The sequence below is a fragment of the Nodularia sp. LEGE 04288 genome (assembly GCF_963896525.1).
In the GTDB taxonomy this organism is placed as follows: domain Bacteria; phylum Cyanobacteriota; class Cyanobacteriia; order Cyanobacteriales; family Nostocaceae; genus Nodularia.
The window spans coordinates 48,382-75,181 of record NZ_CAWQOY010000098.1; the positions used below are offsets into that span (position 1 = coordinate 48,382).

The 26,800-nt window shown below is 42.6% G+C and carries 18 protein-coding genes; 8 read left to right on the plus strand and 10 right to left on the minus strand.

The features are described 5' to 3' along the window. The first annotated feature begins 43 nt into the window (after positions 1-43). Positions 44-283: a hypothetical protein gene (locus AACX33_RS09320; RefSeq protein WP_193997476.1), complete on the plus strand. Its 240-nt coding sequence runs from the start codon at positions 44-46 to the stop codon at positions 281-283. A 309-nt stretch (positions 284-592) separates the two neighbouring features. Here the strand turns inward: AACX33_RS09320 and AACX33_RS09325 are convergent, their stop codons facing one another. After that, the gene (locus AACX33_RS09325; protein WP_193997475.1) at positions 593-811 is read right to left on the minus strand and encodes a hypothetical protein; all 219 of its coding nucleotides are present in this window, start codon (positions 809-811) and stop codon (positions 593-595) included. A gap of 179 nt (positions 812-990) precedes the next feature. Between AACX33_RS09325 and AACX33_RS09330 the strand changes: the two genes are divergently transcribed. Beyond that, a complete protein-coding gene (locus AACX33_RS09330; RefSeq protein WP_227788996.1) occupies positions 991-4,659 on the plus strand; it encodes a HEAT repeat domain-containing protein in 3,669 nt (1,222 codons plus the stop codon). A 312-nt stretch (positions 4,660-4,971) separates the two neighbouring features. On the opposite strand, the gene AACX33_RS09335 is transcribed toward AACX33_RS09330, so the two are convergent. The 5 genes from AACX33_RS09335 to AACX33_RS09355 form a co-directional block, all read right to left on the minus strand. After that, entirely contained in the window at positions 4,972-6,546 is a 1,575-nt protein-coding gene (locus tag AACX33_RS09335) for an NAD(P)H-quinone oxidoreductase subunit 4 (RefSeq protein WP_193997473.1), read from the minus strand. A 342-nt stretch (positions 6,547-6,888) separates the two neighbouring features. Beyond that, the gene (locus AACX33_RS09340) at positions 6,889-7,509 is read right to left on the minus strand and encodes a hypothetical protein (RefSeq protein WP_193997472.1); all 621 of its coding nucleotides are present in this window, start codon (positions 7,507-7,509) and stop codon (positions 6,889-6,891) included. 197 nt (positions 7,510-7,706) lie between these two features. Then, positions 7,707-9,794 carry an NAD(P)H-quinone oxidoreductase subunit 5 gene (locus AACX33_RS09345; protein WP_193997471.1) on the minus strand — a complete coding sequence of 696 codons (2,088 nt, stop codon included), beginning with the start codon at positions 9,792-9,794 and terminating at the stop codon, positions 7,707-7,709. Between the two features lie 212 nt (positions 9,795-10,006). After that, a complete protein-coding gene (locus AACX33_RS09350; protein ID WP_193997470.1) occupies positions 10,007-10,393 on the minus strand; it encodes a thioredoxin family protein in 387 nt (128 codons plus the stop codon). A gap of 397 nt (positions 10,394-10,790) precedes the next feature. Then, entirely contained in the window at positions 10,791-11,504 is a 714-nt protein-coding gene (locus AACX33_RS09355) for an NnrU family protein (RefSeq protein ID WP_193997469.1), read from the minus strand. Between the two features lie 541 nt (positions 11,505-12,045). Here AACX33_RS09355 and AACX33_RS09360 point away from each other — a divergent pair. The 3 genes from AACX33_RS09360 (at position 12,046) to AACX33_RS09370 (ending at position 16,226) form a co-directional block, all read left to right on the plus strand. After that, positions 12,046-13,059, plus strand: a complete 1,014-nt coding sequence (locus AACX33_RS09360; RefSeq protein ID WP_193997468.1) for a LysR family transcriptional regulator — start codon at positions 12,046-12,048, stop codon at positions 13,057-13,059. 195 nt (positions 13,060-13,254) lie between these two features. Beyond that, positions 13,255-14,676 (plus strand): serine/threonine-protein kinase, encoded by a 1,422-nt coding sequence (locus tag AACX33_RS09365; RefSeq protein ID WP_193997467.1) that lies wholly within the window; start codon positions 13,255-13,257, stop codon positions 14,674-14,676. Between the two features lie 155 nt (positions 14,677-14,831). After that, positions 14,832-16,226, plus strand: a complete 1,395-nt coding sequence (locus AACX33_RS09370; RefSeq protein WP_193997466.1) for an ABC transporter substrate-binding protein — start codon at positions 14,832-14,834, stop codon at positions 16,224-16,226. Positions 16,227-16,918: 692 nt separating this feature from the next. Here the strand turns inward: AACX33_RS09370 and AACX33_RS09375 are convergent. Beyond that, a complete protein-coding gene (locus AACX33_RS09375) occupies positions 16,919-17,638 on the minus strand; it encodes a Crp/Fnr family transcriptional regulator (RefSeq protein ID WP_006198059.1) in 720 nt (239 codons plus the stop codon). A gap of 377 nt (positions 17,639-18,015) precedes the next feature. On the opposite strand from AACX33_RS09375, the gene AACX33_RS09380 reads away from it, so the two are divergent. Beyond that, positions 18,016-18,825, plus strand: a complete 810-nt coding sequence (locus tag AACX33_RS09380) for a DALR anticodon-binding domain-containing protein (RefSeq protein WP_339406374.1) — start codon at positions 18,016-18,018, stop codon at positions 18,823-18,825. 329 nt (positions 18,826-19,154) lie between these two features. Here the strand turns inward: AACX33_RS09380 and AACX33_RS09385 are convergent, their stop codons facing one another. Continuing rightward, positions 19,155-20,036, minus strand: a complete 882-nt coding sequence (locus tag AACX33_RS09385) for a Cof-type HAD-IIB family hydrolase (RefSeq protein ID WP_193997465.1) — start codon at positions 20,034-20,036, stop codon at positions 19,155-19,157. A gap of 82 nt (positions 20,037-20,118) precedes the next feature. On the opposite strand from AACX33_RS09385, the gene polA reads away from it, so the two are divergent. Beyond that, positions 20,119-23,040 (plus strand): DNA polymerase I, encoded by a 2,922-nt coding sequence (gene polA, locus AACX33_RS09390; RefSeq protein ID WP_193997464.1) that lies wholly within the window; start codon positions 20,119-20,121, stop codon positions 23,038-23,040. 167 nt (positions 23,041-23,207) lie between these two features. Then, on the plus strand, positions 23,208-24,128 hold the full coding sequence (locus AACX33_RS09395) for a DUF4351 domain-containing protein (RefSeq protein ID WP_193997463.1): 921 nt from the start codon (positions 23,208-23,210) through the stop codon (positions 24,126-24,128). Positions 24,129-24,165: 37 nt separating this feature from the next. Here AACX33_RS09395 and AACX33_RS09400 read toward each other — a convergent pair whose 3' ends face one another. Beyond that, complete coding sequence (locus AACX33_RS09400) at positions 24,166-25,671, minus strand: family 10 glycosylhydrolase (protein WP_193997553.1); 1,506 nt, start codon at positions 25,669-25,671, stop codon at positions 24,166-24,168. A 602-nt stretch (positions 25,672-26,273) separates the two neighbouring features. After that, positions 26,274-26,672: a photosystem II protein Psb27 gene (psb27, locus tag AACX33_RS09405; protein WP_193997462.1), complete on the minus strand. Its 399-nt coding sequence runs from the start codon at positions 26,670-26,672 to the stop codon at positions 26,274-26,276. Positions 26,673-26,800 lie beyond the last annotated feature (128 nt).

Consider the following 26,800-nt stretch of genomic DNA (forward strand, 5'->3'; position numbering starts at 1 on the left):
GGATGAGTAGAAATTAATTAGTCACCTCAAGGAGAATAATTTTATGACTACAGGTAACGGACAATCTCAACAAGCAATTAGCAACTTAGAGTATGACTTTATCACCGTTCTGCACAATAAAGCTGAAGCAGTAAAGGCTTACGATTCTTACATCAAAGATGCACAGGAAATGAAATCTCAGCCCTGTGTAGAGTTATTTCAAAAATTGCAGAAATCTGAAATAGAACAAGCCCAAGAAATTCGCCATCATCTGCAACAAGTAATGCAGCACGGCAAAATGTAATCAACAAGGAACAGGGAGCGGGTAGGAATTTTATAGTTAACTGTCAGTTGTTATACCAATTATTTGTGAGGCTGCATATTATTTCGAACCCACCCCTAACCCCTCCCCGCAAGCGAGGAGGGGAACTGGATTTCTAGTTAAATTCTATTTATGCATCTTTATATTAAAACTGTTTGCAAACCCAAAATTAGACTTAATTGTAGGTTGGGTTAAGCACAGATCAACCCAACGCAGCAAACCAAATGTAGAGTAATGTTGGGTGTCGTTCCTTGCTCCGCAACGCTGACGCGAACAACCCAACCTACTTTTCTAGCTAGATTTTATAGTTTTTATCAATCGTGCGATCGCACTCAGAACAATGGCGACACTTAAGGCGATCGCAAAGGGACTATCAGGATTTTGCAGCAATACAGGTGTAATATCAACTTGGTATGGGATATTAGAGCCAAGTACTGAGATAGCTTGCTGAGGCTTCAGATTAATTTCTTCTCTCGCTGGCGCGGTTGGTTGTGGGTTCTGATTCACCATTGTCATTGTCATCACTCCGTTTCAAGTGGTTATGAGACAAAGGTACATTGAGTGATCAGTGCTACGCTGGACATTTAAGGACAGGACAGGGACAGAGATTAAATGACCTTTTCTGACCCTGCTAAAATCAATCAATCTCCTAAAGTAGAAATATCCTCAACCGCGCCAATACATTAACTATGGGAGAAACACGGAACCGCAATAGTGTTGGAGTCAATGCAAAAGGAAAAGAGAAACTACAAGAGGCTAAAGCAGCGAAACGTGATTATGATGGCAACCTTTGGACTGACTTGGATATTGCGACGGAAGCGGGTGTAAGTGAAAAAACTGTTGAACGGTTTTTCAGTGGTACAACTGTTAGCAAGAAAAGTGCCATTGCGATCGCCAAAGCCTTAAATTTAGAACTAACAGACTTAATCGATGAAATACCTACGACTCCGCCACCTGAAACTACAACGACTCTCATCAACTGGCGCGAAGTATGTAACAAAATGCTGGAACCGCAGCGCCGGATAACCAGCAACCTTCTGATGCAAGATGAATCCGCCAAAAAAGAAAGAAAGCAGATTTATGTTCCCCTAGCACTGGTGGAGAGAAAGAAACCAGAGAAACGCAACAAAGAGGACTTTTTGCCAGATGCGGGAACACGTCTTTATGAACCGGAGTATGAAACCCAGCAGCGATTTGAACATGAAGCTTTTTTCAGTCAAATTCTAGAACAGGGCGAAGGTAAAACCAAAGGTAAGCAGATAGCAGTAATTGGAGAACCGGGTGCAGGGAAAACAACTCTACTGCAAACCGTTGCTTTTTGGGTATTAGACAAATATTTAGGCTTACCAATCTGGATTTCTCTAGCAGACTTGGCGCGAAATGGCAATTTTACAGATATTCAAACCTATATAGATCAAAATTGGCTTCAGCAAGCAATTCTGCCCACACAACTAACTCAAGAAGTCCGGGATGACTTGACAAACCAAATTCAGCAAGGGCGAGTGTGGCTGCTGTTGGATGGGGTGGATGAAATATCAGCAGGTTCAGCGTCTCAACAGCCATTAGAAGAAATTTCTCGTCAGTTAACTGGATGGGTAGGGCGTTCATCGCGGGTAGTGTTAACTTGTCGGCTAAATGTTTGGCAAGCAGATCGTAATGCCCTAGAAACCTTTGAAACCTATCGCCTACTGGACTTTGACTATCCCCAACAGGTGCATCAGTTTATTGATAACTGGTTTGTGGAAGATATTGAAAAAGGAGAACGGTTAAAGACAGAATTAAACTCAACTGAACGGGTGCGCTTGCGGGATTTGGTGCAAACTCCCCTGCGGTTAACGCTGTTATGTAGTATGTGGCAAAGTGAAGAGGGGAATTTACCAGAGACCAAGGCGGGACTGTATTCTCAGTGTGTGCAGCAGTTCTACACTTGGAAACAAAACCGTTTCCCCACCCAGAAAAAAGAAAAACGAGAGTTAAACCAAGCTTTAGGAAGTTTAGCCCTGCGGGATATCAATGAAGGTAGTTCGCGGTTCCGGTTGCGGGAAAGTTTTATCAGTGAGGAACTGGGATATCCAGATGATGAAACTTCACTATTTTACCAAGCATTACAACTCGGCTGGCTAAATCATGTAGGAATTGCGGCTGAATCTCCCAGCCAAGAAAAAGTTTATGCCTTCTACCATGCCACCTTTGAGGAATATTTTGCAGCCTTAGCTGTTGAGGATTGGGACTATTTTCTGAATCACGTTCCTGAGAACCCAGAACAAGGAACCTATCGCATATTTGAACCACAGTGGAAAGAGGTAATTTTGCTGTGGTTGGGACGAGAAGATATAAAAAAAGAGCAGAAAAAAGAAGAGCAGAAGAAAGAATTTATTCAGGCATTGGTAGAATTTGAGGATGGGTGTAAAAGTCAGAGTCAAATTCCTGATTGGAAAGGATTTTATGAATACCGTGCCTATTTTCTAGCCGCGGCCGGAATTGCCGAGTTTAAAGATTGTGGTTTGGCAGATGCAATTGTGCAGCAAATCGTCAGATGGGGCTTTGGTTATTTAAATATTAAAGCACAGAATGCTAGGGCTGTACTCATAGAAACAGATCACAAAAAAGCTATCACTGCATTAGAAGAGTTAATTCGTGATTCTCAAGATGAATATATCCGTAGGCAAGCGGCAGATAGGTTAGGAAAAATAGCGCCGCATAATCCCACTGCGATCACTGCATTAGTTGAGTTAATTCGTGATTCTCAAGATGAAGATACCCGTTGGCAAGCGGCATTTTTTTTAGAAAATATAGCGCCGCATAATCCCACTGTGATCACTGCATTAGTGGAGTTAATTCGTGATTCTCAAGATGAAGATACCCGTTGGCAAGCGGCACAGATTTTAGAAAAAATAGCACCCAATAATCCCACTGTGATCACTGCATTAGTGGAGTTAATTCGTGATTCTCAAGATGAAGATACCCGTTGGCAAGTGGCATTGATCTTAGAAAAAATAGCACCCAATAATCCCACTGTGATCACTGCATTAGTGGAATTAATTCGTGATTCTCAATCTGAATATACCCGTATGCAAGCGGCATCGACTTTAGGAAAAATAGCAGCCAATAATCCCACTGCGATCACTGCATTAGTGGAGTTAATTCGTGATTCTCAATCTGAATATACCCGTATGCAAGCGGCATCGACTTTAGGAAAAATAGCAGCCAATAATCCCACTGCGGTCACTGCATTAAAGGAGTTAATTCGTGATTCTCAAGATAAATGGACTCGTATGCAAGCGGCAGAGAGTTTAGGAAAAATAGCACCCAATAATCCCACTGTAATCACTGCATTAGAGGAGTTAATTCGTGATTCTCAATCTGAAGATACCCGTTGGCAAGCGGCATTCATTTTAGGAAAAATAGCACCCAATGATCCCACTTTGATCACTGTATTAGTGGAGTTAATTCATGATTCTCAATCTGAAGATACCCGTAGGCAAGCGGCATTGATTTTGGAAAATATAGCACCCAATAATCCCACTGCTATCACTGCATTAGAGGAGTTAATTCGTGATTCTCAAGATAAATGGACTCGTATGCAAGCGGCAGAGAGTTTAGGAAAAATAGCACCCAATAATCCCACTGCTATCACTGCATTAGTGGAGTTAATTCGTGATTCTCAATCTGAAGATATCCGTATGCAAGCGGCATTGATTTTAGGAAAAATAGCACCCAATAATCCCACTGCTATCACTGCATTAGTGGAGTTAATTCATGATTCTCAATCTGAAGATACCCGTAGGCAAGCGGCATTGATTTTAGAAAAAATAGCACCCAATAATCCCACTGCTATCACTGCATTAGAGGAGTTAATTCGTGATTCTCAATCTAAATATACCCGTTGGCAAGCGGCAGAGATTTTAGGAAAAATAGCACCCAATAATCCCACTGCTATCACTGCATTAGTGGAGTTAATTCGTGATTCTCAATCTGAAGATACCCGTTGGCAAGCGGCAGAGAGTTTAGGAAAAATAGCACCCAATAATCCCACTGCTATCACTGCATTAGTGGAGTTAATTCGTGATTCTCAATCTGAATATATCCGTAGGCTAGCGGCAGAGAGTTTAAGAAATATAGCACCCAATAATCCCACTGCGATCACTGCATTAGTGGAGTTAATTCGTGATTCTCAATCTGAAGATATCCGTAGGCTAGCGGCAGAGAGTTTAAGAAAATTGTTAACAGAAGCTGAGAATATGGCAGCAGTTGTCACCACTTTAAAAAATCACTTATCAAATGAGGCTTACAAAGTTATCTGGCACTGCGCCCAAACTATGACTTATCCAGCGTTTTATCAAGCTTGGCATAGCTAGCGCCGCAAAGCGGAAGTCAAAAATCAAAAGTCAAAAGTAACCCCGCCCGTACTACCCAGTCCCCAGCTATAAATCAGGGGCTTGTGCCATTAAAGAACTATTGCTTATCCTTGACAATTGAACCAGAAATATTTTCTGAATAAATTAAGTAGGTCAACATAATTAAACATAAAACCTTGAGGATATAGATCCCCGACTTCTCTAAGAAGTCGGGGATCTGGGTATTACGTTTTTTTAGTTTGAACTAATCAACAAAAAAGAGCGGGTTCAAAAACCCACTCCCAGAAAAATATTAATTTAAACTAGCGTTACTTAACGAACAAGTTCCGGCGCTTTCAAAGAAATCTGAGGCACTTCTTTTTGCTGTGCTAAAGTCGGCACAGAATCACGCAACCTTGCTGTTAACTGTACAGTTGTCGCGTCATACATCTGAGTTAGTAACTTGGGATAAAATCCAATCCCAATAATAGGCACTAACAAACAAGCAACGATAAACACTTCGCGAGGTTCAGCATCAATCAAAGCTTGGTGAGAAACTAATTCTTCGTTTTCTTCACCATAGAAAATTTCTCGCAACATCGACAGCAAATAAATAGGAGTTAAAATTACTCCAACTGCCATCAAAAACACCACGATAACTTTAAAAGTGGAGCTATAAGCATCGCTGGTGGCAAAGCCGACAAAGATCATTAATTCTGCTACAAAACCGCTCATTCCTGGCAATGCTAAAGAAGCCATAGAACAAGTGGTGAACAGAGCGAAAATCTTTTTCATCCTCTTACCAACACCACCCATTTCATCTAACATCAGGGTGTGTGTCCGGTCATAAGTCGCACCGACAAGGAAGAACAAACTCGCCCCAATTAATCCGTGGGAAACCATTTGTAAAACTGCGCCACTCAATCCTAAATCGGTGAACGAAGCAATACCAATCAGGACAAACCCCATGTGAGAAATTGAGGAGTAGGCAATTTTTCGCTTCAAGTTCCTCTGGGCGAAAGATGTCAGGGCGGCGTAGATGATATTCACTACCCCCAAAACCACTAACACAGGGGCAAAATAAGCATGGGCATCGGGCAGCATTTGGGCATTCATGCGAATTAACGCGTAACCGCCCATTTTCAGCAAAATCCCGGCTAGCAACATATGCACTGGCGCTGTAGCTTCACCGTGGGCATCTGGTAGCCACGTATGCAGGGGAATAATCGGCAACTTGACTGCATAAGCAATCAGGAACCCAGCGTATAATGCTAACTGAAAATTGAGGGCGAAATCTTTCAAAGCGAGGGCGCGCATATCGAACGTCACCGTATCGCCGTAAAATCCCATTGTCAGGGCAGACAGCAAAATAAACAGCGACCCACCGGCAGTGTATAAAATAAATTTAGTCGCTGCATATTGTCGCTTTTTGCCTCCCCAAATCGACAGCAGAAAGTAAATCGGTACCAGTTCCAGTTCCCACACCAAGAAAAATAACAGCATATCTTGAACGGCGAACACGGCAATTTGACCGCCATACATCGCCAGAATCAAGAAATAAAATAGTTTTGGCTTGAACGTTACAGGCCAAGCTGCTAAAATCGCTAGCGTGGAAATAAACCCAGTCAAAATAATCAGAGGCATGGACAAGCCATCAGCCCCTACTGACCAATTCAAATCCAGTTGGTTTACCCAGGGGTAACTCTCCACCATCTGCAAATCTGGATTGGAGAAGTCGTAAGCATTAGAAAAAGCGTAAACAATTAGTGCAAAATCTATTAACCCCACAATCAGGGAATACCAGCGCACTGTTTTGCCGTCTTTATCTGGGATGATGGGAATCAGTAGCGACGCGGCTATCGGTAACAAAATAATGGTCGTCAGCCACGGGAAATTAACTGTATTCATCGCAATTCGTCTGCAATCAGAATTATGTTTGGCAAAAAGTCACTAGTTATTAAGTAACAGTTTTTTTGCACTTTTCCCTTCATTGTTAGGTTGATTTAATCAAATTGGCAATCCCCCATCCTCCCAGATGACTTAGACCACATCTACCAGCCAGGATTATCCGCCAACAGGTAAACTGCCTGCTAATTCCCTCCCACTGAGCAAGTGTGCCATCTGTTCTACGTTAAAATGGGTTATGGAACCCCACCCCCAACCCCCTCCCCGCAAGCGAGGAGGGGGCTATGATATACCTCATAAATAATAAGGTGTCGGACAGTTTTTAATACTTTTACAGCCCAGCGATTATTCAGCTACAGACATCAGAAAAACTTTGTGTTTGTTTGATACTTGAGCCTTTCCTTGCTCACTTAAGAATTTAATCGCATTGTAGTGTCCAAACCGCGTATGTCCTTCTACAATCTGGTATGGACAATTTAATTCTGCATAATTTGGTACGTTAATTATATTTTGAGTATTTAAGACAATTATCGGAAGCTGCCAAGTTCCAAACTGTAGCCAATAATTTTTATCTTCCTCAGTGCATGGGAGAGCCTCAAAATCTGATATACGACTTCTGCAATCTACATAATCCTTAAAACCTGAAAATACTTGTACCTTGGACAACTCCTTTTCAGACCAATTTACAAGGCTAAAATAAACCTTATGGTAATCAATCCACCCATAGTTATTTATCATATCAAAGTGATAGATATGCTCAAATTGCCACTGAATAAGTACGTCTCTAGGAATATTTTTAAATATTGATGTTATCCTCTGTGAATATTCTACAGATGTTTCATTGGAAGGATCAAGACCATAGTTAAAGTTGCGTCTTGGCTTAAGTTGTTTCCATGTATTATGACTTCTTTCCCAAACTTCGTCTGGTATATAATGCCGCCTGATTCTGATATCTTCTTCTGTCACAAATAACTCTTTTGTTTAACATCACAAATAGCTGATACACCTAACACACCTGACATAGCAATTTTAGAGCAAATCAACGTATATGGCTTGTAATAAAAAATCTTGTCATTTTTGCAAACTTAACTCTCTGCGACTCTGCGCCTCTGCGTGAAATAAAAAATAATGTCGGGGCGGACAACCGCCCACCCCTGAGAAAACTAGGTTACACCGAAGACAATCACTAAGCCCAAAACAGCCCCAAAGATAATCAAGGCATAGAATTGAGCGCGACCGTTTTCTAGGTACTTCAGACCTTCACCACTAACGAGGGTGAAAAAGCCTGTAAGGTTAACAGCACCATCTACAACGCGGAAGTCAACTTCCATGACTTGTCTAGCTAGGCGACGTAAGCCTAAAACAAAGACACGATGGTAAATGTCATCGAAATACCACTTGTTGAGGGATAGATCGTAAAGTGGTTTGATTTGAGATGCGATCGCAGCTGGGTCAATTTTACCCCGCAGGTACATCAGCGAAGCCAAGGTAATGCCAATCAAGGAAATACCCACTGAAGCCCCCGCCATGACGTAAAATTCCGTCGGGTTAAACTCAGCAGCTTTTTCCAAAACTTCGGAGAGGGTTTCGCTAGGGGGAAAAATAAACTCCTCGAAGTAATTGGCATAAGGTGTCCCCACCAAACCAATCAACATTGAAGGTATAGCCAACAGCGCCAAAGGCAAAGTCATCGTCCACGGCGATTCATGAGGAGTATCGCTGTGATGTTCGTGGGAGTCATGAGCATTTGCTGCCAATTCTCCTTTTTTCATCGCCCCAGGACCAAAATTAGGTGCTAGTGCGGCGGAATCTAATTCCACAATGATTGGGGCGGCGGCTTTTTTGAGTTTAGCCTTGATTTTCTCGTCAGTACCCCGGAATTTGCCTTCAAATGTCATGAAGTACATTCTAAACATATAGAAAGCTGTAATTCCGGCAGTTAACCAGCCAATCAACCACAGCAGGGGGCTGGCTTCAAAAGCCTTACCGAGAATTTCATCTTTTGACCAAAAACCTGCAAAAGGTGGCACACCAGAAATTGCCAAGCAACCAATCAAGAAAGTAATCCCGGTGATGGGCATATACTTTCGCAGTCCTCCCATCAAGCGCATATCCTGCGCTAAAACGGCATCATGACCGACAACGCCTTCCATACCGTGAATCACGGAACCGGAACCTAAGAACAACATGGCCTTAAAGTAGGCGTGAGTCATCAGGTGGAACAATCCCGCACTGTATGAGCCTAACCCCATCGCCATCACCATGTAGCCTAATTGGGAGATGGTGGAATAAGCTAGACCCTTTTTGATGTCATTTTGGGTGATGGCAATGCTAGCCCCCAAAAACGCCGTAAATGCCCCGGTAAAGGCAATGACGTTCATGGCGACTGGGACGTGTTCAAATACGGGGTACATCCGGGCAATCAGGAAGACACCGGCTGCTACCATTGTGGCGGCGTGAATCAGGGCTGAAATGGGTGTGGGACCTTCCATTGCATCTGGTAGCCAGACGTGGAGAGGGAATTGGGCGGATTTCGCCACTGGCCCTAAGAACACCAAAATCGCCAATAAGATGGCGAGGAAATTGCTGATAGAACCTGTTTCTACGAGTTGAGCTAGGCGATCGCCCATCACCCCAAAATCAAAGCTTCCTGTGGCCCAGAACAGTCCCAGGATGCCCAAGAGCAGACCAAAGTCACCCACCCGGTTGGTGACAAATGCCTTTTGACAAGCATCGGCTGCGGCTTTGCGATCGTACCAAAAGCCGACCAGCAAGTAAGAACACATCCCAACTAGTTCCCAGAATATGTAAATCTGCACCAAGTTAGGGCTAATTACTAGACCCAACATCGAGGAACCAAATAAACTGAGATAGGCGTAAAACCTGACATATCCAGGATCATGAGCCATATAGCCATCGGTGTAGACCATGACTAATAACGCTACCGTGGTCACAATCACCAGCATCACGGCTGTTAAGTGGTCGATAGTGTAGCCCATACTCAGGTGAAAATTGCCTGCTGCTGCCCATTCGAGGGTATAGAGGTAAGGAGCGTGTCCTTGAATTTGACTCCACAGCAAGGCCAACGAGAAACCCATTGCTGCTCCCATCAGGGAGATGATCAATACAGCGTTAAGTTGTCGCAGGCGGTTTGTCACCTGATTTAAAGAAATTAACCCTAGACCAACCAGCATTGCCCCTACAAGCGGAAATACTGGAATTAGCCAGGCATATTCATAGATTACTTCCATCACTGACGCTTACTTTTAGTATTCTTGACTAAGGCTGAACTGTTAATAATTGTGACACACACCCTTGAGGTTAAAATACCCCACTCAAAGCTGATTGGGTGGGGTAATTAAGCATGGTTTTATATTTGTGGACGATAACCTAGTGATTGAATCTTGATTTTTGAGTCCAATTATTACTCAGCACTCACTAAGGCAGGAAGGAAGTACTTTGCTTAAGCTGAACGATATTCTAAGTCTGCTGTTGTGAGATTGTTGTATGTTTGAGAACGGTTGTTGTAAGTAAGTTTAATTTCTTCTAAAGCCAGACGTAAATCTTCTTTACCACGGAAACCTTCTAGGCGATGCCGAATAATGCCATTCTCCACCAATATTAAAGTTGGTAGTGACTTTAGTCGGTAAGTGTTAGCCAGTTTAAAATTATCATCAGCGTTAACCCCTACTAACTTAATTTGCTCCCCACATTGAGCATTAAATTGCAACAACAGAGGGTGAATAATGCGACACAAGCCACACCAGGGTGCTTCAAAATTAACTAAAACAGGAATTGGAGATTGTAAAACTTCTTGAGTAAATGTCCGCTCACTAACCGACAACACCATGACGCCTCTAGATTTATAAGGTTTTGATATTAAACTAGCTATCAGTAGCAGGAATGGGCAAGCCAGCCATTTCCCCAGATCAGCTTTAGCTAAACCATGATTATGCAACTATTCCAGTGTTGATTTTCACTCTGATCAAAAACCAGCGCCACCTGTACCGTAGCTATTTCGGCTTTTCAACTCCTGATTGCGGCTGCAAAGGAAATGAGACTGCTTTGCCATCGGCTCTCTAGCAAAAGCATTTGACTAGCAACACACTACTATAAAATCTCAAACTGACTGAGCGCACCCCCACTGACAGCTTATTTGAATTTATCCTACATTGATTTGGTAGCAGTTGAACAGGAGAAATTTTCAATCACTTGTATTTTCTTTTGATAGTGGGGATCATCTCAAACTACCATTGTATCCTACTAGTCGCTACAAGTAACAGGGGGTGCGCCCAGGAAAGCAAAGCAATAAAAATTCCTACTCCTAAATAGGCAGGCCGGAGAAATTCCTGCCATTTGATAGATTGACGACCATCAATAATTGCTTGAAAAGGAATAATAGATGTCCTCTGTTTGGCAATTTCAAAGGATTCACCATAGCGGGACTGAAGGCGGCGATCGCCATGCCAAACTCCAAACAAGTGATGCAATATCAAGCCTATGGAAGTAACCAGGGTAAAACTAGTTCCTAACCAGAGGGTATGGGCAAAACACCAAATTATTTGTCCTACCATCTGAGGATGGCGGGTAATACGAATTATTCCCGTCTCGAACAGGTAGACTTGGGGCTTTTGAATAGCGGCAATTTCTAGTAAATTGAAGGTGGCAGGATATAAAAATAAAAAGGAAATTGCTGATAATACCCAAACTACTTCCCTGACTCCCGGCACGGCCTGCACGAACCAAAGTTGCAAGCCATCATAGCGATGATTGAAAAAGTAAATAATTAAGATTACAGCTAACGGTAAACTAACTAATGCAAAGCAAATGCGATAAAGCCTTGCTCCTATGTGTTTTTCTGCCCAAGGACGGAGGGCGGCTCCCCCACTGTGAGCGATCGCGAAAGCTAATTGTAACCCCAACATGACAAAATGACTGGGAGTAAGCCAAGAATTTAGCATCGTATAGATAGGTGAAGTAATTTAACAAAAATTTATCTCAGTACAACAAATACCACAAAGTATTCCACAGGAGACTTTAGTCAAAGAAGAGGAAAAGGGGCAGGGGAGAACCCCATAAATAAATTTAGTTGCTCTGTTCCCTGTTGGCAGGGAAAATCCTGAATCCTTCCCCCTTGCTCCCTGCTCCCCTGCCTCTTTTGGTCAAGATGTTGTGGTACTGTCTTTTTCGAGTAAAGCCTCCAAGTTGAAAATGCAACAAATCAAGCGAGCGTGGAAATCGGAAAAACTTGATTAAGTAGTCATGAATCTCTAGTCATGAGTCATTGTGCATACCCCCCCATAGCTACGCCACGCGAGCTATTGTAGGTATAAAAACTCATGACTCATGACTTCGTTCGTTCAAACCATATCCCTGGCTACGCCACTCAAGCTATCGTGTGTGTGGTTAACTAAGGACTAAGGACTAAGGACTAAATGACTCCGCGTAGCGGATTGATTTGTTGCCAAAGCTGCTCCTTTCAAAATTTGTAGGTTGAGCCTTATGTCTGACCTTCCTTTCACTTTAGACCAGTTACGTATCCTGAAAGCGATCGCTGCTGAAGGAAGCTTCAAGCGCGCTGCTGATAGTCTTTATGTCTCCCAACCTGCGGTGAGTTTGCAAGTCCAAAATTTAGAACGACAGCTGGATGTGCCTTTATTTGACCGTGGAGGTCGTCGCGCACAATTAACCGAAGCTGGGCATCTACTCTTAAGCTACGGTGAAAAAATCCTGAGTCTGTGTCAGGAAACCTGCCGCGCTGTGGAAGATTTACAAAATCTCCAAGGTGGTACTTTAATTGTCGGCGCTTCTCAAACCACTGGCACTTATCTGTTACCTCAAATGATCGGGATGTTCCGGCAAAAATATCCAGATGTGGCTGTGCAGTTACACGTCCACTCTACCAGGCGAACCGCTTGGAGTGTCGCCAATGGACAAGTTGATCTGGCGATTATCGGTGGTGAAATTCCCTCGGAATTGGCAGAATCTTTGGAAATTATGCCCTACGCTGAGGATGAATTAGCCCTGATTTTACCGGTATTCCATCCCTTTGCCAAACTCGAAAAAATTCAAAAAGAAGACCTATATAAGCTGCAATTCATTGCTCTCGATTCTCAATCAACTATCCGCAAGGTGATAGATCAGGTACTAGCACGCTCTGATATTGACACCAGGCGGTTTAAATTTGAAATGGAACTCAATTCCATAGAAGCCATCAAAAATGCTGTGCAGTCAGGCTTAGGTGCTGCTTTTGTCTCCACCTCAGCCATCGTTAAAGAATTGCAAATGGGTGTACTACGATGTACCCCGATTGAAGGTGTCGTCGTCAAGCGAACGCTGTGGATGATTTTTAATCCTAATCGCTATCGTTCCAAGGCAGCAGAAGCCTTTAGTCGAGAAATTTTGCCTCAGTTTGCTACCCCAGAATGGAATCAAGATATGTTAAAATTATCACAACCAAAATTAGTAGTAAATACACTGGATGCAGTTACCACCAACTCTGCTGACGCAGGCTAACATCTAGTCATTAGTCTGTGGTTATTTGTCTTTGTTTTCTTGGCAAATGACCAATAACTCAATAATTACTAGTTCGTAATTCGTAATTAATAAATTAAGGATGCAGATTCATTCAATTTATTGATGATCAAAATAACACGTGCGAATTACGAATTATCAATTACAAATGATTTTGACTAATGACTCATAATTAAAATGAAAGTTTATTGCACTCGTCCCAGTTGCCCTCGCCCACAAAACTATTTTGCAGATTTAGATGATACTACCAAGCTAAGAACAACCCAGCAAAAATACTGTACAACCTGTGGTATGCCACTGTTGCTTGATGGTCGATACGTGCCAATTAAGTTGTTAGGAAGAGGGGGTTTTGGTACAGCGTTTTTAGCACGCGATCGCCGCATACCTGGAATGCGTGAATGTGTTGTTAAGCAGTTCCAACCTGCGGGAAGTTTGTCCCCAACTCAACTGGAACAAGCACAAAAATTGTTTGAAAGAGAAGCTGAAGTTTTAGCTCAAATAGGTAGTGAACACGAGCAAATACCTGATTTATTTGCTTTTTTTCCGGTGACAGTAAGTAGCTTGCAAGCAGGACGCGAAGACCAGTTTTTTTACTTAGTACAAGAATACATTGATGGCAAAAACCTAGAGGAAGAATTAATTCAAAATGGTAAGTTCTCTGAAGCGCAAATTTTGGAGGTACTGCAAGAAATTCTCAAGGTTTTACAGTTTGTCCATGATAAAAATATCATTCACAGAGATATTAAACCTTCTAACATCATGCGTCGTCGTGATGGCAAACTCTTTCTGCTGGATTTTGGTGCAGTTAAACAAGTCACAAATGCTAAATTAACTGGAAATGGAACTTCTACCGGAATTTATTCGATGGGGTTTGCTCCGCCTGAGCAAATGTCTGGGAATCAAGTCTTTCCATCTACAGACTTATACGCTTTGGCTGTAACTAGTCTTAACTTGCTGACAGGACAGGAAGCAACTCAACTGTTTGATGCCTATACTAATCTGTGGAAATGGCGATCGCAAGTAACTGTCAGTTCTCACCTGGCTGATGTTTTAGACAAAATGCTGCTGGCTGCGGCTAATCAACGCTTTCAATCTGCTGATGACGTTCTTACAGCCCTGGCTCACCAATTAATCCCCCCAACAGTTTTACCATCATCTCAAGCACAGCCTCAAGCACAGCCACAGCCACAACCTCAACCTCAACCTCAACCTCAACCAAAAGCAAAACTTCAGCGAGTACCATCTCAACCAGCTTTTTCAACTTGGGAACTATTGGGTGGCGCAGCCTTTAGTGGCTTTGAGGGCGCATTAATAGCGATCGCACTTTTTAGTTTATCTCCATCACCCATAATTTCTTTGACCGCTTCTGCTGTGATTTTAGGCATACTGATTTTTGCCCAAACTAGGCGGTGGATTGAAAAGTTTGATTTATTAATAATTCCAGGAATTACCTTGGCGATTATTTTGTTTATTCCCTTTTTGCGCGCTGGGATTAACATTCCAGGAATAGCCGTGCTAGCCGTTGCTGCTGGTTTAGTCGCTATTTCAGTTGCAGCTATATTTCGCCTAATTTATAAATTAATATCTTTGATACTTTAATTATATAGCGCTTGACAATTGGGTAGGTAGAAAGAAATAATCAACCACAGATAAACACAGATGTAGACGCGTTAGCGGCTTGCCGTAGGCTACACAGATAATTTTTTGTTTCATTCATAAGAAAATCTCTATATTTAACAAGTTAGAAATATCCTATGTCCCATAAAAACGAAACTACTGTACTTATTTTGTCCCTACTAGTTACATTAGGATTAGTCGGTGGTGGTCTATGGTTATTTAAAGAGCAAATATTTCCCCAAAACCCGTCTGCTAATAAACCCACAACTGATAATCAATCCATTGCCGATCGCATTAGTTTTGGAGAAAAAACTTTAACTCCGGGTGAAGTTACTCCCGCTAAAAAAGAGGGTGTGCAAGCCTTCGCTGATCAAAATTACGCCCAAGCGATCGCCAATTTAGAAACATCCTTAAAACAGCAGCGTAATGATCCCCAGGCACTGATATATCTGAATAATGCCCGGATTGGCTCTGCTAAAAGCTATAGCATTGTGGCATCTGTACCATTAGGCACTGATCCAAACACTTCTTTAGAAATTTTACGTGGTATCGCCCAAGCCCAAAATGCCATTAATACCTCTGGAGGAATTAAGGGAGTGCCTTTAAAAGTAGGAATAGGCAATGATGATGACAATCCTGAAATCTCAAAACAAATCGCTACCAGCTTAGTCAAAAATTCTGATGTCTTAGGCGTAGTGGGTCCTAATGCCAGTGATACAACTTTAGCCGCAGGCAAGATTTATACTGACGGTAAATTGGTAGCCATTTCCCCTACTAGCACTTCTGTCAAAATTACTAACTTTAGCCCCTACGTTTTCCGCACAGTTCCTAGTGACTTTATGGCTGCTAGAAGCTTGGCTAATTATATGGTAAAAAACTTACAGAAAACACAGGCAGCAGTTTTCTTTAATTCCCAGAGTAACTACAGTCAGTCTTTGAAAACTGAATTTGTTTCATCTCTGGCGCTGGAAGGCGGCCAAGTATTAAGAGAATTTGATTTGTCACAGGGCAATTTTAGTGCTGCGAAAAGTTTAGAACAAGCTACTCAACAAGGTGCAGAAGTTCTGATGTTCGCCACTAATATTCAAACTCTGGATAGAGCTTTGCAAGTAGTTCAAATGAACCAGAAACGCTTAAATCTACTGGGAGGAGATGATGTTTATACTGTCAAAACTTTAGAAGTTGGTGGAGAGCAAGCCTCTGGGATGGTAGTAGCAGTTCCCTGGCATATTTCAGGCGATGATCTCCAGTCGGATTTTCCCCAAAAGTCTCGGCAGTTGTGGGGTGGTGATGTCAGTTGGCGAACTGCTATGGCTTATGATGCCACTGTCGCCCTGATTGCCGCATTAGAACGAAATCCTACGCGTTCAGGCGTACAACAAGCACTTTCATCCTCTGACTTTTCTACTATGGGTGCTTCTAGTGCGATTCGATTTTTACCTTCAGGCGATCGCACTAGCCCTGTTCAATTGGTACAAATAGTTCCTGGTAACCGCGCGCGGACTGACTATGACTTTGAACCAGTGCCATAATCACCCAAAATCCACTATTCCAACTTTGGGAATGGAATGGCAAAAACTTTTTCTTCAACAAAAATTAATTGTGTTCCAGGCAACTTGAGTGGTCAACCGCAAGGTCTCTAATGTGGGGTTGATTTCCACAACCACCCAAGCCCGGTCTCAATTTACTGATAGTCCTGATAGCACCCTTATACGCTTTTGCCCCAGAGATGTTGCCTGAATATGCTATATGCCCTTGCCGTTGGGGCGGACGCAAGGGCAATAGACTGTGTTAATTACCAAAAACATTTATTCTCCCTTTTCAATGTTTTGGTAAACGTAACAAATTAAGCATTGAGATTTTTTATTGACATACCTCCTCGTCCTCAAGTCCGAGGATTCCTTGACGCTTCATCGGGTCGATGCTCCCAAGGTAGTCTTACCATCCCTCCACGTCCGTTTAAAGTCTCCCAATGCCCTATGGCGACTATATTCCGATTTGACTAGAAAGCCGTCCTAGAAGGCTTGCACTGAGCAGTTCGACAGGCTCACTGTATTACTTGTCGAAATGACGGGGCTTGTATCCCGTTATTCTCGGTCAACCGATTACGCAATTAAGCAGAATCTGTTTGTGGTGGTCAAACAGATTGGTCAAACCCAGCAGTAAGTAGGTGTTGCTGACTCTAACTTACTGTGGCTTCTTGTCATCAGCTCTGAACTGCGTTTTAGTTGACTCGATTAATCGAATCTGCCGGCAAGCAAATAAGATTGTCTCCTTGAGTCAGAATTAAGCCGCGTTGACGCAACTTGCCCATCAAGCGAGTCACCGTCACACGAGTTGAACCGATAGCGCTACCAATTTGGGCATGAGTCAAGGGGAAGGGAAGAGCGTAGCCACGAATTACATCTGGGTCAGTTTCGCTCATGGAGGGCTCTCCATATTCCTCAATCAACAGTGTGAGAAATCCTAAGAGTCGGTCAATTGTGCGCCGTTGTCCCAAGGCACTCAGCCACAGCAATTTACGTTGGTGCTGATACCTAAAGGCATCCATCACTTCACGTCGGAAGTGAGGCCAGTTGTCTAAGTCGTGCCAGTACATCCACAGCACAGCAGTTTGGTCAACGTGGGCGTATGCTTGGAGCGTGAATGGTGACTGAGCCACAATTTCAAACGGCTGTCCCGCACCGACAAAACCCAAGAATGCTTCTTCTGGAGTTCTGTTAATTCGTCGAGACGTTAGCTGACTGGCAGTAGCACTCACTTGTGCTGTTCCTACCATGCGGATGGCACCTCTTTGGACTAAATACAGCAATCCAGGCCGGGCTGGAATGCGTTCATCTTTGCTAAAGGTGCGGCAGCGATAGTGTTCTTGAGCCCAGTCAAGAATCCGTTGCCAAGTCAAAAAAGGCCGTGATGCCTCAGAAAAAGAAGATGGAGATTGCATAGGTAACAAAGAGCGTTCGGCTGAAGACAAAGACGTAATAAAAAGGTGCAAGGAGTGTCTTTGTGTTGGCGGAGTCGGCTTAACGCCTAACAGCGCCAGCCATCCAAAGAGTAGAAAAGCAGTTATTTTGCACTCTACTCTTTTGTTATACTTCCTACTGTACAATGATGGTAGTAAAATTTACTTACTATTCATCGAATATTCATCAAATTTTATGCTACTCTCATTTTTCTTCATAAAGACTAAATTTATATCTTAAGATAGCTGACGAAAATATACAAATAAGTATGGGAAACCTCTTGAACACCAGTTTATTATATTAAAAGCTACTAGTGTGTAAGTATATAGCAATTAAGGCTTTATTAAGCAGCTATTTAGTGCTTGCTGTCAATATTTATACTTCTACTGATAAACTTACAAGCATAGAAAGTAGAAAATTTCCCCTATACAAAGGTAGAGACAATAGTCGAGTTTTATATATCTCAGGTCTAGCCCTGCAATTGGCAAAATCTCATAATCAAACAACAATGGAGATCGCCAGTGGTATTGTCTCTCACTTATCAGCAATCCGTGGCGACTTTTTTAGCGTGCAAATTGTTCCCCCAGGGTCAATTTATTTGGAATTAACTCATCCATTTTTAGCTACTTGGTTGCAAAGCCTCGTCGTGAGGAATATAGGAGAAGACTGGGAAACGGGAACCAGAAAAATTACCGTGCCAAATCCATCTCGCTTATTTGTTATTCAATATGCTCATGCACGCTGCTACTCATTGCTGCTGCTAGCTCACCGAGAAGGATTGATTAAATTGAGAGAACCAATGCCAGATATCAGCGAAAACTCTGCTTTGGCTCATTTGGCATCAGCACAGCAAATACCTTGGCTGAACGATGATCAAAAACTCCGCCTCAGTCACCCAGCCGAGGGTCGTCTAATTGCCGAGTTAGTACAAGTAATAGACAATTTAGACTGTCCTGATTTGAGTGGTGCGGTGAACTGGGAAAAAGTAGCCCTGGATTTAAGTCAAGCTTTTGAGGCTTTTTGGAGCCAGTGCCGGATTTGGGGAAAGGTAAAAATTTCTGCGCCAGAATTAGCCCAAGCCAGACTGGGATTAGTGATTGCTACTCAGTCTGTGTTGAGGTGTTTACTGGTAGACAAACTGGGTGCTTTTGCTCCTCTGGAGTTATGAAGAGTTGTGTAAATTTTGCCGCCGCTAAAAAAAACTTCACAAGCTGCTGTTTCGATGGGACTAAGCATTACCCAACAAGATTTTAGTTTGGCTGGGTTTGATGATGCAAAGAATGTTTGCGGAATGTGGTGCTGTATGAATGTACTATAAGCAAGTAGAATTTCAGAAGCACAAAATCAAAACTTTTCTCGTAACTATTGACTGATTTCATCCCCTCGGCTATATTATCAGTTGTGTGAGGAGCGAACCAGCGAAGGCACCGAGACGAAACACGGCCAGTCGTCGGTGTCTTTTCTGATTTCATCTAGTTTTTCAGGTATAGATAAAGATTACCCTGACGACAGTAAAAACTGATCAATAGCAGTTGCAACTCCATCTTGATCTACACTAGGTGCTACCCATTGCGCGATCGCTTGCACACCTGCTGGAGCATTACCCATAGCTACACCGATGCCAGCATATTCCAGCATTTCAAAGTCATTAAAGTTATCACCAATAGTCATCACATTGCTGCTTTCTAAGCCCAGCAGTTCTTCAGCTATGTAACGCACAGCAGTTCCCTTATTCACTAAGGGATTAGTGGCTTCAAAAAAGGTCGCAACAGATGTTGTCAGATAAAGTTCAGCAGGTGTGTATTGGCGGCGCAAGTTCCCCAATAGCTCGTTGATCAGTTCTGCATCGTCGCACAAAGCTAATATTTTGGTGGGTTCATTGGTGAGAACTTGGCGCAAATCGCCCACGGGAATCGGGGTAATCCCAGAACGTTGGGCATAAATTTGAGTTTCTTGGCTCAAATCTCGCACGTAAAGCTGATCATTGATATAGAAGTGGACAGATAAAAGCGATCGCAGATGCGGCTGTTCAAAATAGTCTAGTAGCTGGTGCGCCATGTCTTTGGACACAGCCCAATGGCGATGAATTTCCTGATTAGCTGGGTCTTGAATCCAAGCTCCTTGATAAGCTGATAATGGCAGCAGAGAGTTAATTTCTTGGTGGAAGCGTAAAGCTGAACAATACATCCGGCCAGTTGCGATCGCCACCTGGATTCCTTTGGCTTGTACTGCGGCGATCGCCTGCTTGACAGGTGCGCTGACAGTGTTAGACTCTCCAGAAATCGTCCCATCTATATCTAAAACCAGTAATTTAATATTTTGTGCAGCCGCAGCATAATTACCAGTCAATATCAAGTCAGAGGCAGATGCTTTGTGCATAAATTCCCTAGTTTTGAACTTCCCAGTATGAGGTTAGCAGTCTCTAGGGGGTAGTAGGCAACACTTAGGCTAAAATATGGTTATGTCTCAAACTTCCCATCCTGTCACCGCCACACGTCCCACCTTCATCCTTGTAGATGGACACTCCCTGGCCTATCGTTCTTATTTCGCTTTCGCCAAAGGAAGAGACGGCGGATTGCGGACTAAAGCGGGGATTCCGACGAGTATATGTTTTGGCTTTCTCAAATGTCTGTTAGAAGTCATGGCGACACAACAGCCCCAAGCAATGGCGATCGCTTTTGATTTGGGTTTACCAACTTTTCGCCACGAAGCTGACGATACTTATAAAGCTGATCGTCCTGGAACACCAGAAGACTTTGTTCCTGATTTAAAAAATCTCCAAGAATTGCTCTCAGGCTTTAACTTACCCATTTTCACCGCTCCTGGTTTTGAAGCAGATGATGTCTTAGGAACCTTATCACAAAAAGCCACTGCCGCAGGGTATAAAGTCAAGATTTTGACAGGCGATAAAGATTTATTTCAACTAATTAATCCTGAGCAAGAAATCACCGTTTTAAATTTTAGTCCAGATGCTCTCAAACGCTCTACAAACAGCATCACTGAATTTAGTACAGAAGAAGTTAAAGCCAAATTAGGTGTATTACCTACGCAAATTGTTGATTATAAAGCCCTCTGCGGGGATAAATCAGATAACATTCCTGGTGTCAGAGGAATTGGCGAAAAAACCGCCGTACAGCTACTTAGTACCTACGGTTCTCTGGAGCAGATTTATGCAGCGTTAGATGAAATTAAAGGCGCAACTCAGAAAAAATTAGCTACGGGTAGAGAAGACGCTCAAAAATCGCAATACTTAGCCAAAATTGTTTTAGACGTTCCCCTAGAAATTGATTTAGAAAACTGCAAATTCACAGGATTTGATACCAGCCTTCTCACACCTATTTTAGAAAAGTTAGAATTCAATCATTTCTTGGGAAAAATAGACGAACTTCAGCAACGTTTTGGGGGAGAAATTGCGGAAATCTCAGCAGTTACAACCACAGTAGACTCCAGCAATTATGAAGATGATGATATATCGTTTTTTAGTGCTGATGAAACAGCAGCCGTAATACAGCAAACCGCTTCACCAATTCAACCACAGATTATTAACACCCCAGAAAAACTCAGCGAATTAGTGAAACTGCTGCAAACATTCACTAACCCAGCCATCCCCGTAGCTTGGGATACAGAAACCACTGATTTAGAACCACGGGATGCTACTTTAGTGGGAATTGGCTGCTGTTGGGGAACAAAACCAGATGAATCAGCTTATATTCCTTTGGCTCATAAAACTGGAAAAAATTTGAGTCAAGATGTGGTATTTGCAGAACTTAGTTCAATTCTTACAAGTGCTGATTATCCCAAGACTTTCCAAAATAGCAAATTTGACCGCTTAGTTTTTCGCTGTCAAGGAATTAAGCTGGCGGGAGTTGTTTTCGATCCCATGTTAGCCAGTTATGTTCTCAATCCAGATACTCCCCACAACCTGAATGATATCTCACTGCGTTATTTAGGATTAATTCTCAAAAATTATCAAGATTTAGTTCCCAAAGGTCAAACCATTGCTGATATTAGTATTGCATCTGTAGCAGATTATTGCTGTTTGCAAGTCTACGCCACATTTCAACTTGTGCCAAAATTCCGAGAGGAACTAGAAAAGTTTCCCGCTTTGCACAAATTATTAGTAGAAGTAGAACAACCGCTAGAAAAAGTTTTAGCGGAGATGGAATATACAGGTGTTTGCATTAATTCAGCTTATCTGCACGAACTATCGCAGCAGTTAGAGATAGATTTAGCCAAGTTGCAGGAAACAGCAATTGCAATAGCAGGGGAAACATTTAACTTGGGTTCTCCTAAACAATTGAGCCTGATATTATTTGAAAAGCTAGGATTAAGTACCAAATATTCCCGAAAAATTCAAACTGGTTATTCTACAGATGCGGCGACATTAGAAAAACTCCAAGAAGTTGATCAAACTGGGTTTGTGGATGCGATTATTGAGTACCGCACTTTATCTAAATTAAAGTCTACTTATGTAGATGCTTTACCAGCATTAGTCCGTCCAGATACTCAACGAGTTCATACTAATTTTAATCAAACAGTAACAGCCACAGGTCGGTTATCTTCGTCTAATCCCAACTTACAAAATATCCCCATTCGCACAGCCTTTAGTCGCCAAATTCGCAAGGCATTTTTGCCAGAACCAGGATACTTAATGGCGGCGGCTGATTACTCACAAATAGAGTTGCGAATATTGGCTCATTTAAGTCAAGAGCCGATATTATTGCAAGCATATCAGCAAAATGAAGATATTCACACTGTCACCGCCCGTTTAGTGTTTGAAAAATCAGATATTACATCAGATGAACGCCGCATAGCTAAAACCATCAATTTTGGTGTGATTTATGGGATGGGTTCGCTGAGATTTTCCCGTTCCACGGGGATAGATAAAACTATTGCTAACGAGTTTATTAAGCGGTTTAATGAACGTTACCCGCAAATTTTTGCATATTTGGAAGGGGTAAAAAAACAAGCGATATCTCAAGGTTATGTGGAAACTATTCTCGGTCGTCGGCGTTATGTTGAGTTTACCAATAATAGTTTACGCAAATTAAAAGACAGCAACCCAGAAGACATTGACTTGAGTAAATTGAAAAATTTGGGTGCTTACGATGCGGGTTTACTACGTTCTGCGGCTAATGCCCCAATTCAAGGTTCGAGTGCTGATATTATCAAGATTGCCATGATTAGGCTGCACGAAGTTTTGCCGAAATATGAAGCACGATTGTTATTACAAGTTCACGATGAATTGGTGTTTGAAGTTCCTCCGCAGAAGTGGGAAGAATTGCAACCACAAATTAAGTCAGTCATGGAAAATGCTGTATCTTTGAGTGTCCCGTTACTGGTAGATGTCCGCGCCGGTGATAATTGGATGGAGACTAAATAATTGGCGTTGTTTATTGACAATATGAATTTGTATCACGCAGAGGCGCAGTTAGCTGAAAGCTTTCCCGCAGGGTGGCACAGAGAGGAAGAGTTTAAGAGGTGTAATTTTGGCATTTCATATTCAGAATTTGAGAGGTTTTTTGCGTAAGTCTTAATTTAGATAATCTAATGATTGATCATGATCGTTTATTTAAGGAACTTCTGACTACTTTTTTTGTAGAGTTTCTAGAATTGTTCTTACCGGAAGTGCTAACTTATCTGGAACAAGATTCTATAGAATTCTTAGATAAGGAAGTTTTCACTGATGTCACGGCTGGAGAAAGATACGAAGCCGATTTAATTGTTAAAGTTAAATTTTTGGGTCAAGATTCTTGCTTTTTGATTCACGTCGAAAACCAATCTTCTAAGCAACCAAGTTTTGATAAGCGAATGTTTCGCTACTTCTCCCGGTTGTATGAAAAATTCGATATACCTGTGTATCCGGTAGTTTTATTATCTTACGATTCTCCGAAAACGCCGGAAACAAATGTACATGAAATCGCATTTCCTCACAAAGTTATTTTACAATTCAACTATGATGTGATTCAGCTAAATCAACTGAACTGGCGAGATTTTCTGCGTCAACAAAATCCCGTGGCTACTGCATTAATGGCAAAAATGAACATTGCACCAGCAGAACGCCGTCAAGTCAAGTTTGAATGTTTGCGTCTGTTGGCGACGTTAAAATTAGACCCAGCTAGAATGCGGTTAATTTCTGGTTTTATTGATACCTATTTGCGCCTCAGTCCCCAAGAGCAAAAACTGTTAGAAGACGATATTGCTACCATAGAACCAAGACAACAGGAGGAAGTTATGCAAATAGTTACAAGTTGGATGGAAGAAGGAATGGAGAAAGCAACACTATCTTTAGTTATGCGCCAACTTCCAAGGCGAGTTGGTACGCTGACTCCTGAGTTAGAAGCACAGGTTCAGCAGTTATCGCTGACTCAGTTGGAAGATTTATCTGTGGCGCTGCTGGATTTTTCCTCGGTAGAAGATTTAACTGCTTGGTTGGAACAAATTTCAGCAACCAGTTCTAATCAAGGATAAGAGGAAGGCAAAATCTTCCCCTACGCCTCTTGTTTCTCTACTTTAAGCGAACTCGGCAGAATTTGCGATCGCTATCATGTTCTGGGAATTGCCAAGAATAAGCAAAATGGCTGACTCCCGTGATTTGGGGGGTAGCTTGGCGCAGTGCTTGCATTTGCGCTTCTAGTGATGGACGATTACTCACCGATTTTCCCCAACTTCCGGCTAAAGCTGGAATAACTTTTGTTCCTGGTTGTGCAGCTTTCAAAACTCGTTGTACTTCCTGTACAATGCAGCTGGCATTACCACAAGTCGAATAAGACATGGGATGCCATTCTAAAGAATTAGGGAACCTATCCCAAGGTTGCAAGCGGGAATCATAGCCCCTTCCGATAGCTTGATTACCATCAGGAAAAAACACCGCCCCGGAGGGTATTCCTTGTTGCTGGGCTGGGTAAGCAGCTAAGGCCACAAAATCTAAAATCCCTTGCATAGCGTGAGCAACTGCTAGTTGCCACAATTGTACTTGCAACAGTGGTTGTCTCTCAGTTGCAGAGAGGATTGATTTTTGCTCTGGCTGCGGAATCCGACCTTGCCACATGGGTTCGCTTTCTTGAGGGTGAAGCTGATCGATGGCGTTGATATCCCCGGCTGTGACGTATCCCTTACCCAAAAAACGCCGAATTAGTTCTCTTCCTTTGTTATTCTGGGCGCGGTTAAATAAAGCTTGTTGAGTGGCTGGACTAAATACCCATAAATCAGAAACCTTCGTAGCAATAGAATTACTTCCGGCTTGTCGCGGATAGCGTACATAGTCAAAGAGGATTCCATCGGGGCGGCGGCGGACTACTTCTTGTATCATTTGATAGTAGTCGCGTTTCGCTTGTAAATTATAAGGATCAATGTATAGCTGAGAACTATTCTCAGGAAGAGCTAAACTTATTTGACCCTTGCCATTGCGTGCGATCGCCTCTGCCCGATCTGGACGTTGAGCGTAAGTATAGCCGAAATTGTTGGTAAACACCCAAGCGTAAACTTTTAAACCCCGTTGCCGCCCTTTTTCAATAGCCACAGACAGCAAATCGATGTTTTCGGCTCCTGCGGTGCGAACTACAGATGGCCACACTGTGGGATTACTTGCTGCTGGTAATAATACTTGCCCATCCGAAAAAACTTCTACATAAATTTGGTTATAGCCCCGGTTGACAATCCGATCCATAACCAGGTCAATCGATCCTCGCTGAATGTCACAGGGATATAAACGTAACCAGATGGCTTGGGTTTGTGGCCAAGTCCGATTGCGGCAATTTTGCAAATCCTGTGCGTGTTGTTTCAGCAGTTGTTCGTAGCGATTCTGGGCATCTTGATTGCCTTGGAGGGCTGACAAACGTAAGTCTTCTTTGGCTTTTTCTGCGGCTGTGGATAATTGGCAATACTCCGTTACTTGCGCCTGTGCTGGTTGGATACCAAAGTGGGAAATCAACAAACTACTGGTGAAAACGGTAGCGAACAGACAACGCCAAAATAAAATTGTTCTCACAAGATTCAAAGGACAGTTAGACATACCTAAAAGTAGAAGCACAAATCAGTAATCAATCCTAATGCAAATAATTTCTAGCTACAGGTATTAAAAGTTTTGCAGCTTACCTGTTCAAGACTGCCAAAATTCTGTTTCTGTTGCCATATGTTTGGAGAAATTTTGCAGGTCAACTGAACAAAAAGCACACTTGGGCTATTTTTGGGGTAATTCATATTCTACTTTTTTGGTGATTTAAGTCCCATAGAATCCAGAATATCTTGCCGAATATTTCCTATTTATGGCTATTTATTTGATGGGGAGTGGGTTGAAACGTGATCAAGGAACCAGCCAGTTGCGAACTTTCCCAAATTTGTAGCGACTGGCGTTGTACCTGTAGAAGGGAGTGGGGAATTATAGTAGTTCAATTAATTGCAAAACGCGGAAATTCAAAAGACAGACTAGTACCGCCGTGAAGTCAAAAGTCAAAAGTCAAAAAGCTTATAAAATGGGCTTTTCATGGATTTTGAATGGTCTGTTTATTTACGCCATGTACTAGCTAAAGTTGAGAAAGGAGTCAAGAGTCAACGGTCGAGAGTAAAAACTGAAGACTCTAGACTTTTGACTCTTAACAATCGAATAGCCAATATTTAAGCCCCACGCCTCAGCGCGGTTTCTACCCGTTGTAACTCTTGCTCTAGGCGATTTTTGAGCTTTTCGGGTAAGGGACGATTTGGGTAAGAACTGTAGTGTCCAGCTAGGGAGTTGAGAGCTGTTCGCATGGTTGTAAAGGAACTCAGACCGGAAACAGACTTAACTCGTTGGTAGCGAGCTGAAAAATCGTTGATTTTTTGACGTGCTTCGGCTTGAATTGCTCCTCTGTCGGGTGAATCTGCTGTTAGATCCAGAGCTTCTTTCATAATATTGACTACAGCCAAGGTATCTTGACGATAATCGCCTGTCAAACTGTCTGGACTACCAGAACAGCCCATGAGGCCAAGGGTTACAACCAAGACCAAGGCAAGTAGACGCGACCAATAGCGCTTCATAAGTGTTCAGTGAATAATACGTAAATCAACGTCTATCCTATCCTGGATTGGTGTCCTGGGGATCATTTAGAGTGGGGAGTGGGGAGAAGAGGCAGGGGAGCAGGGAGCAGGGGGGATAAGAGGGTAAC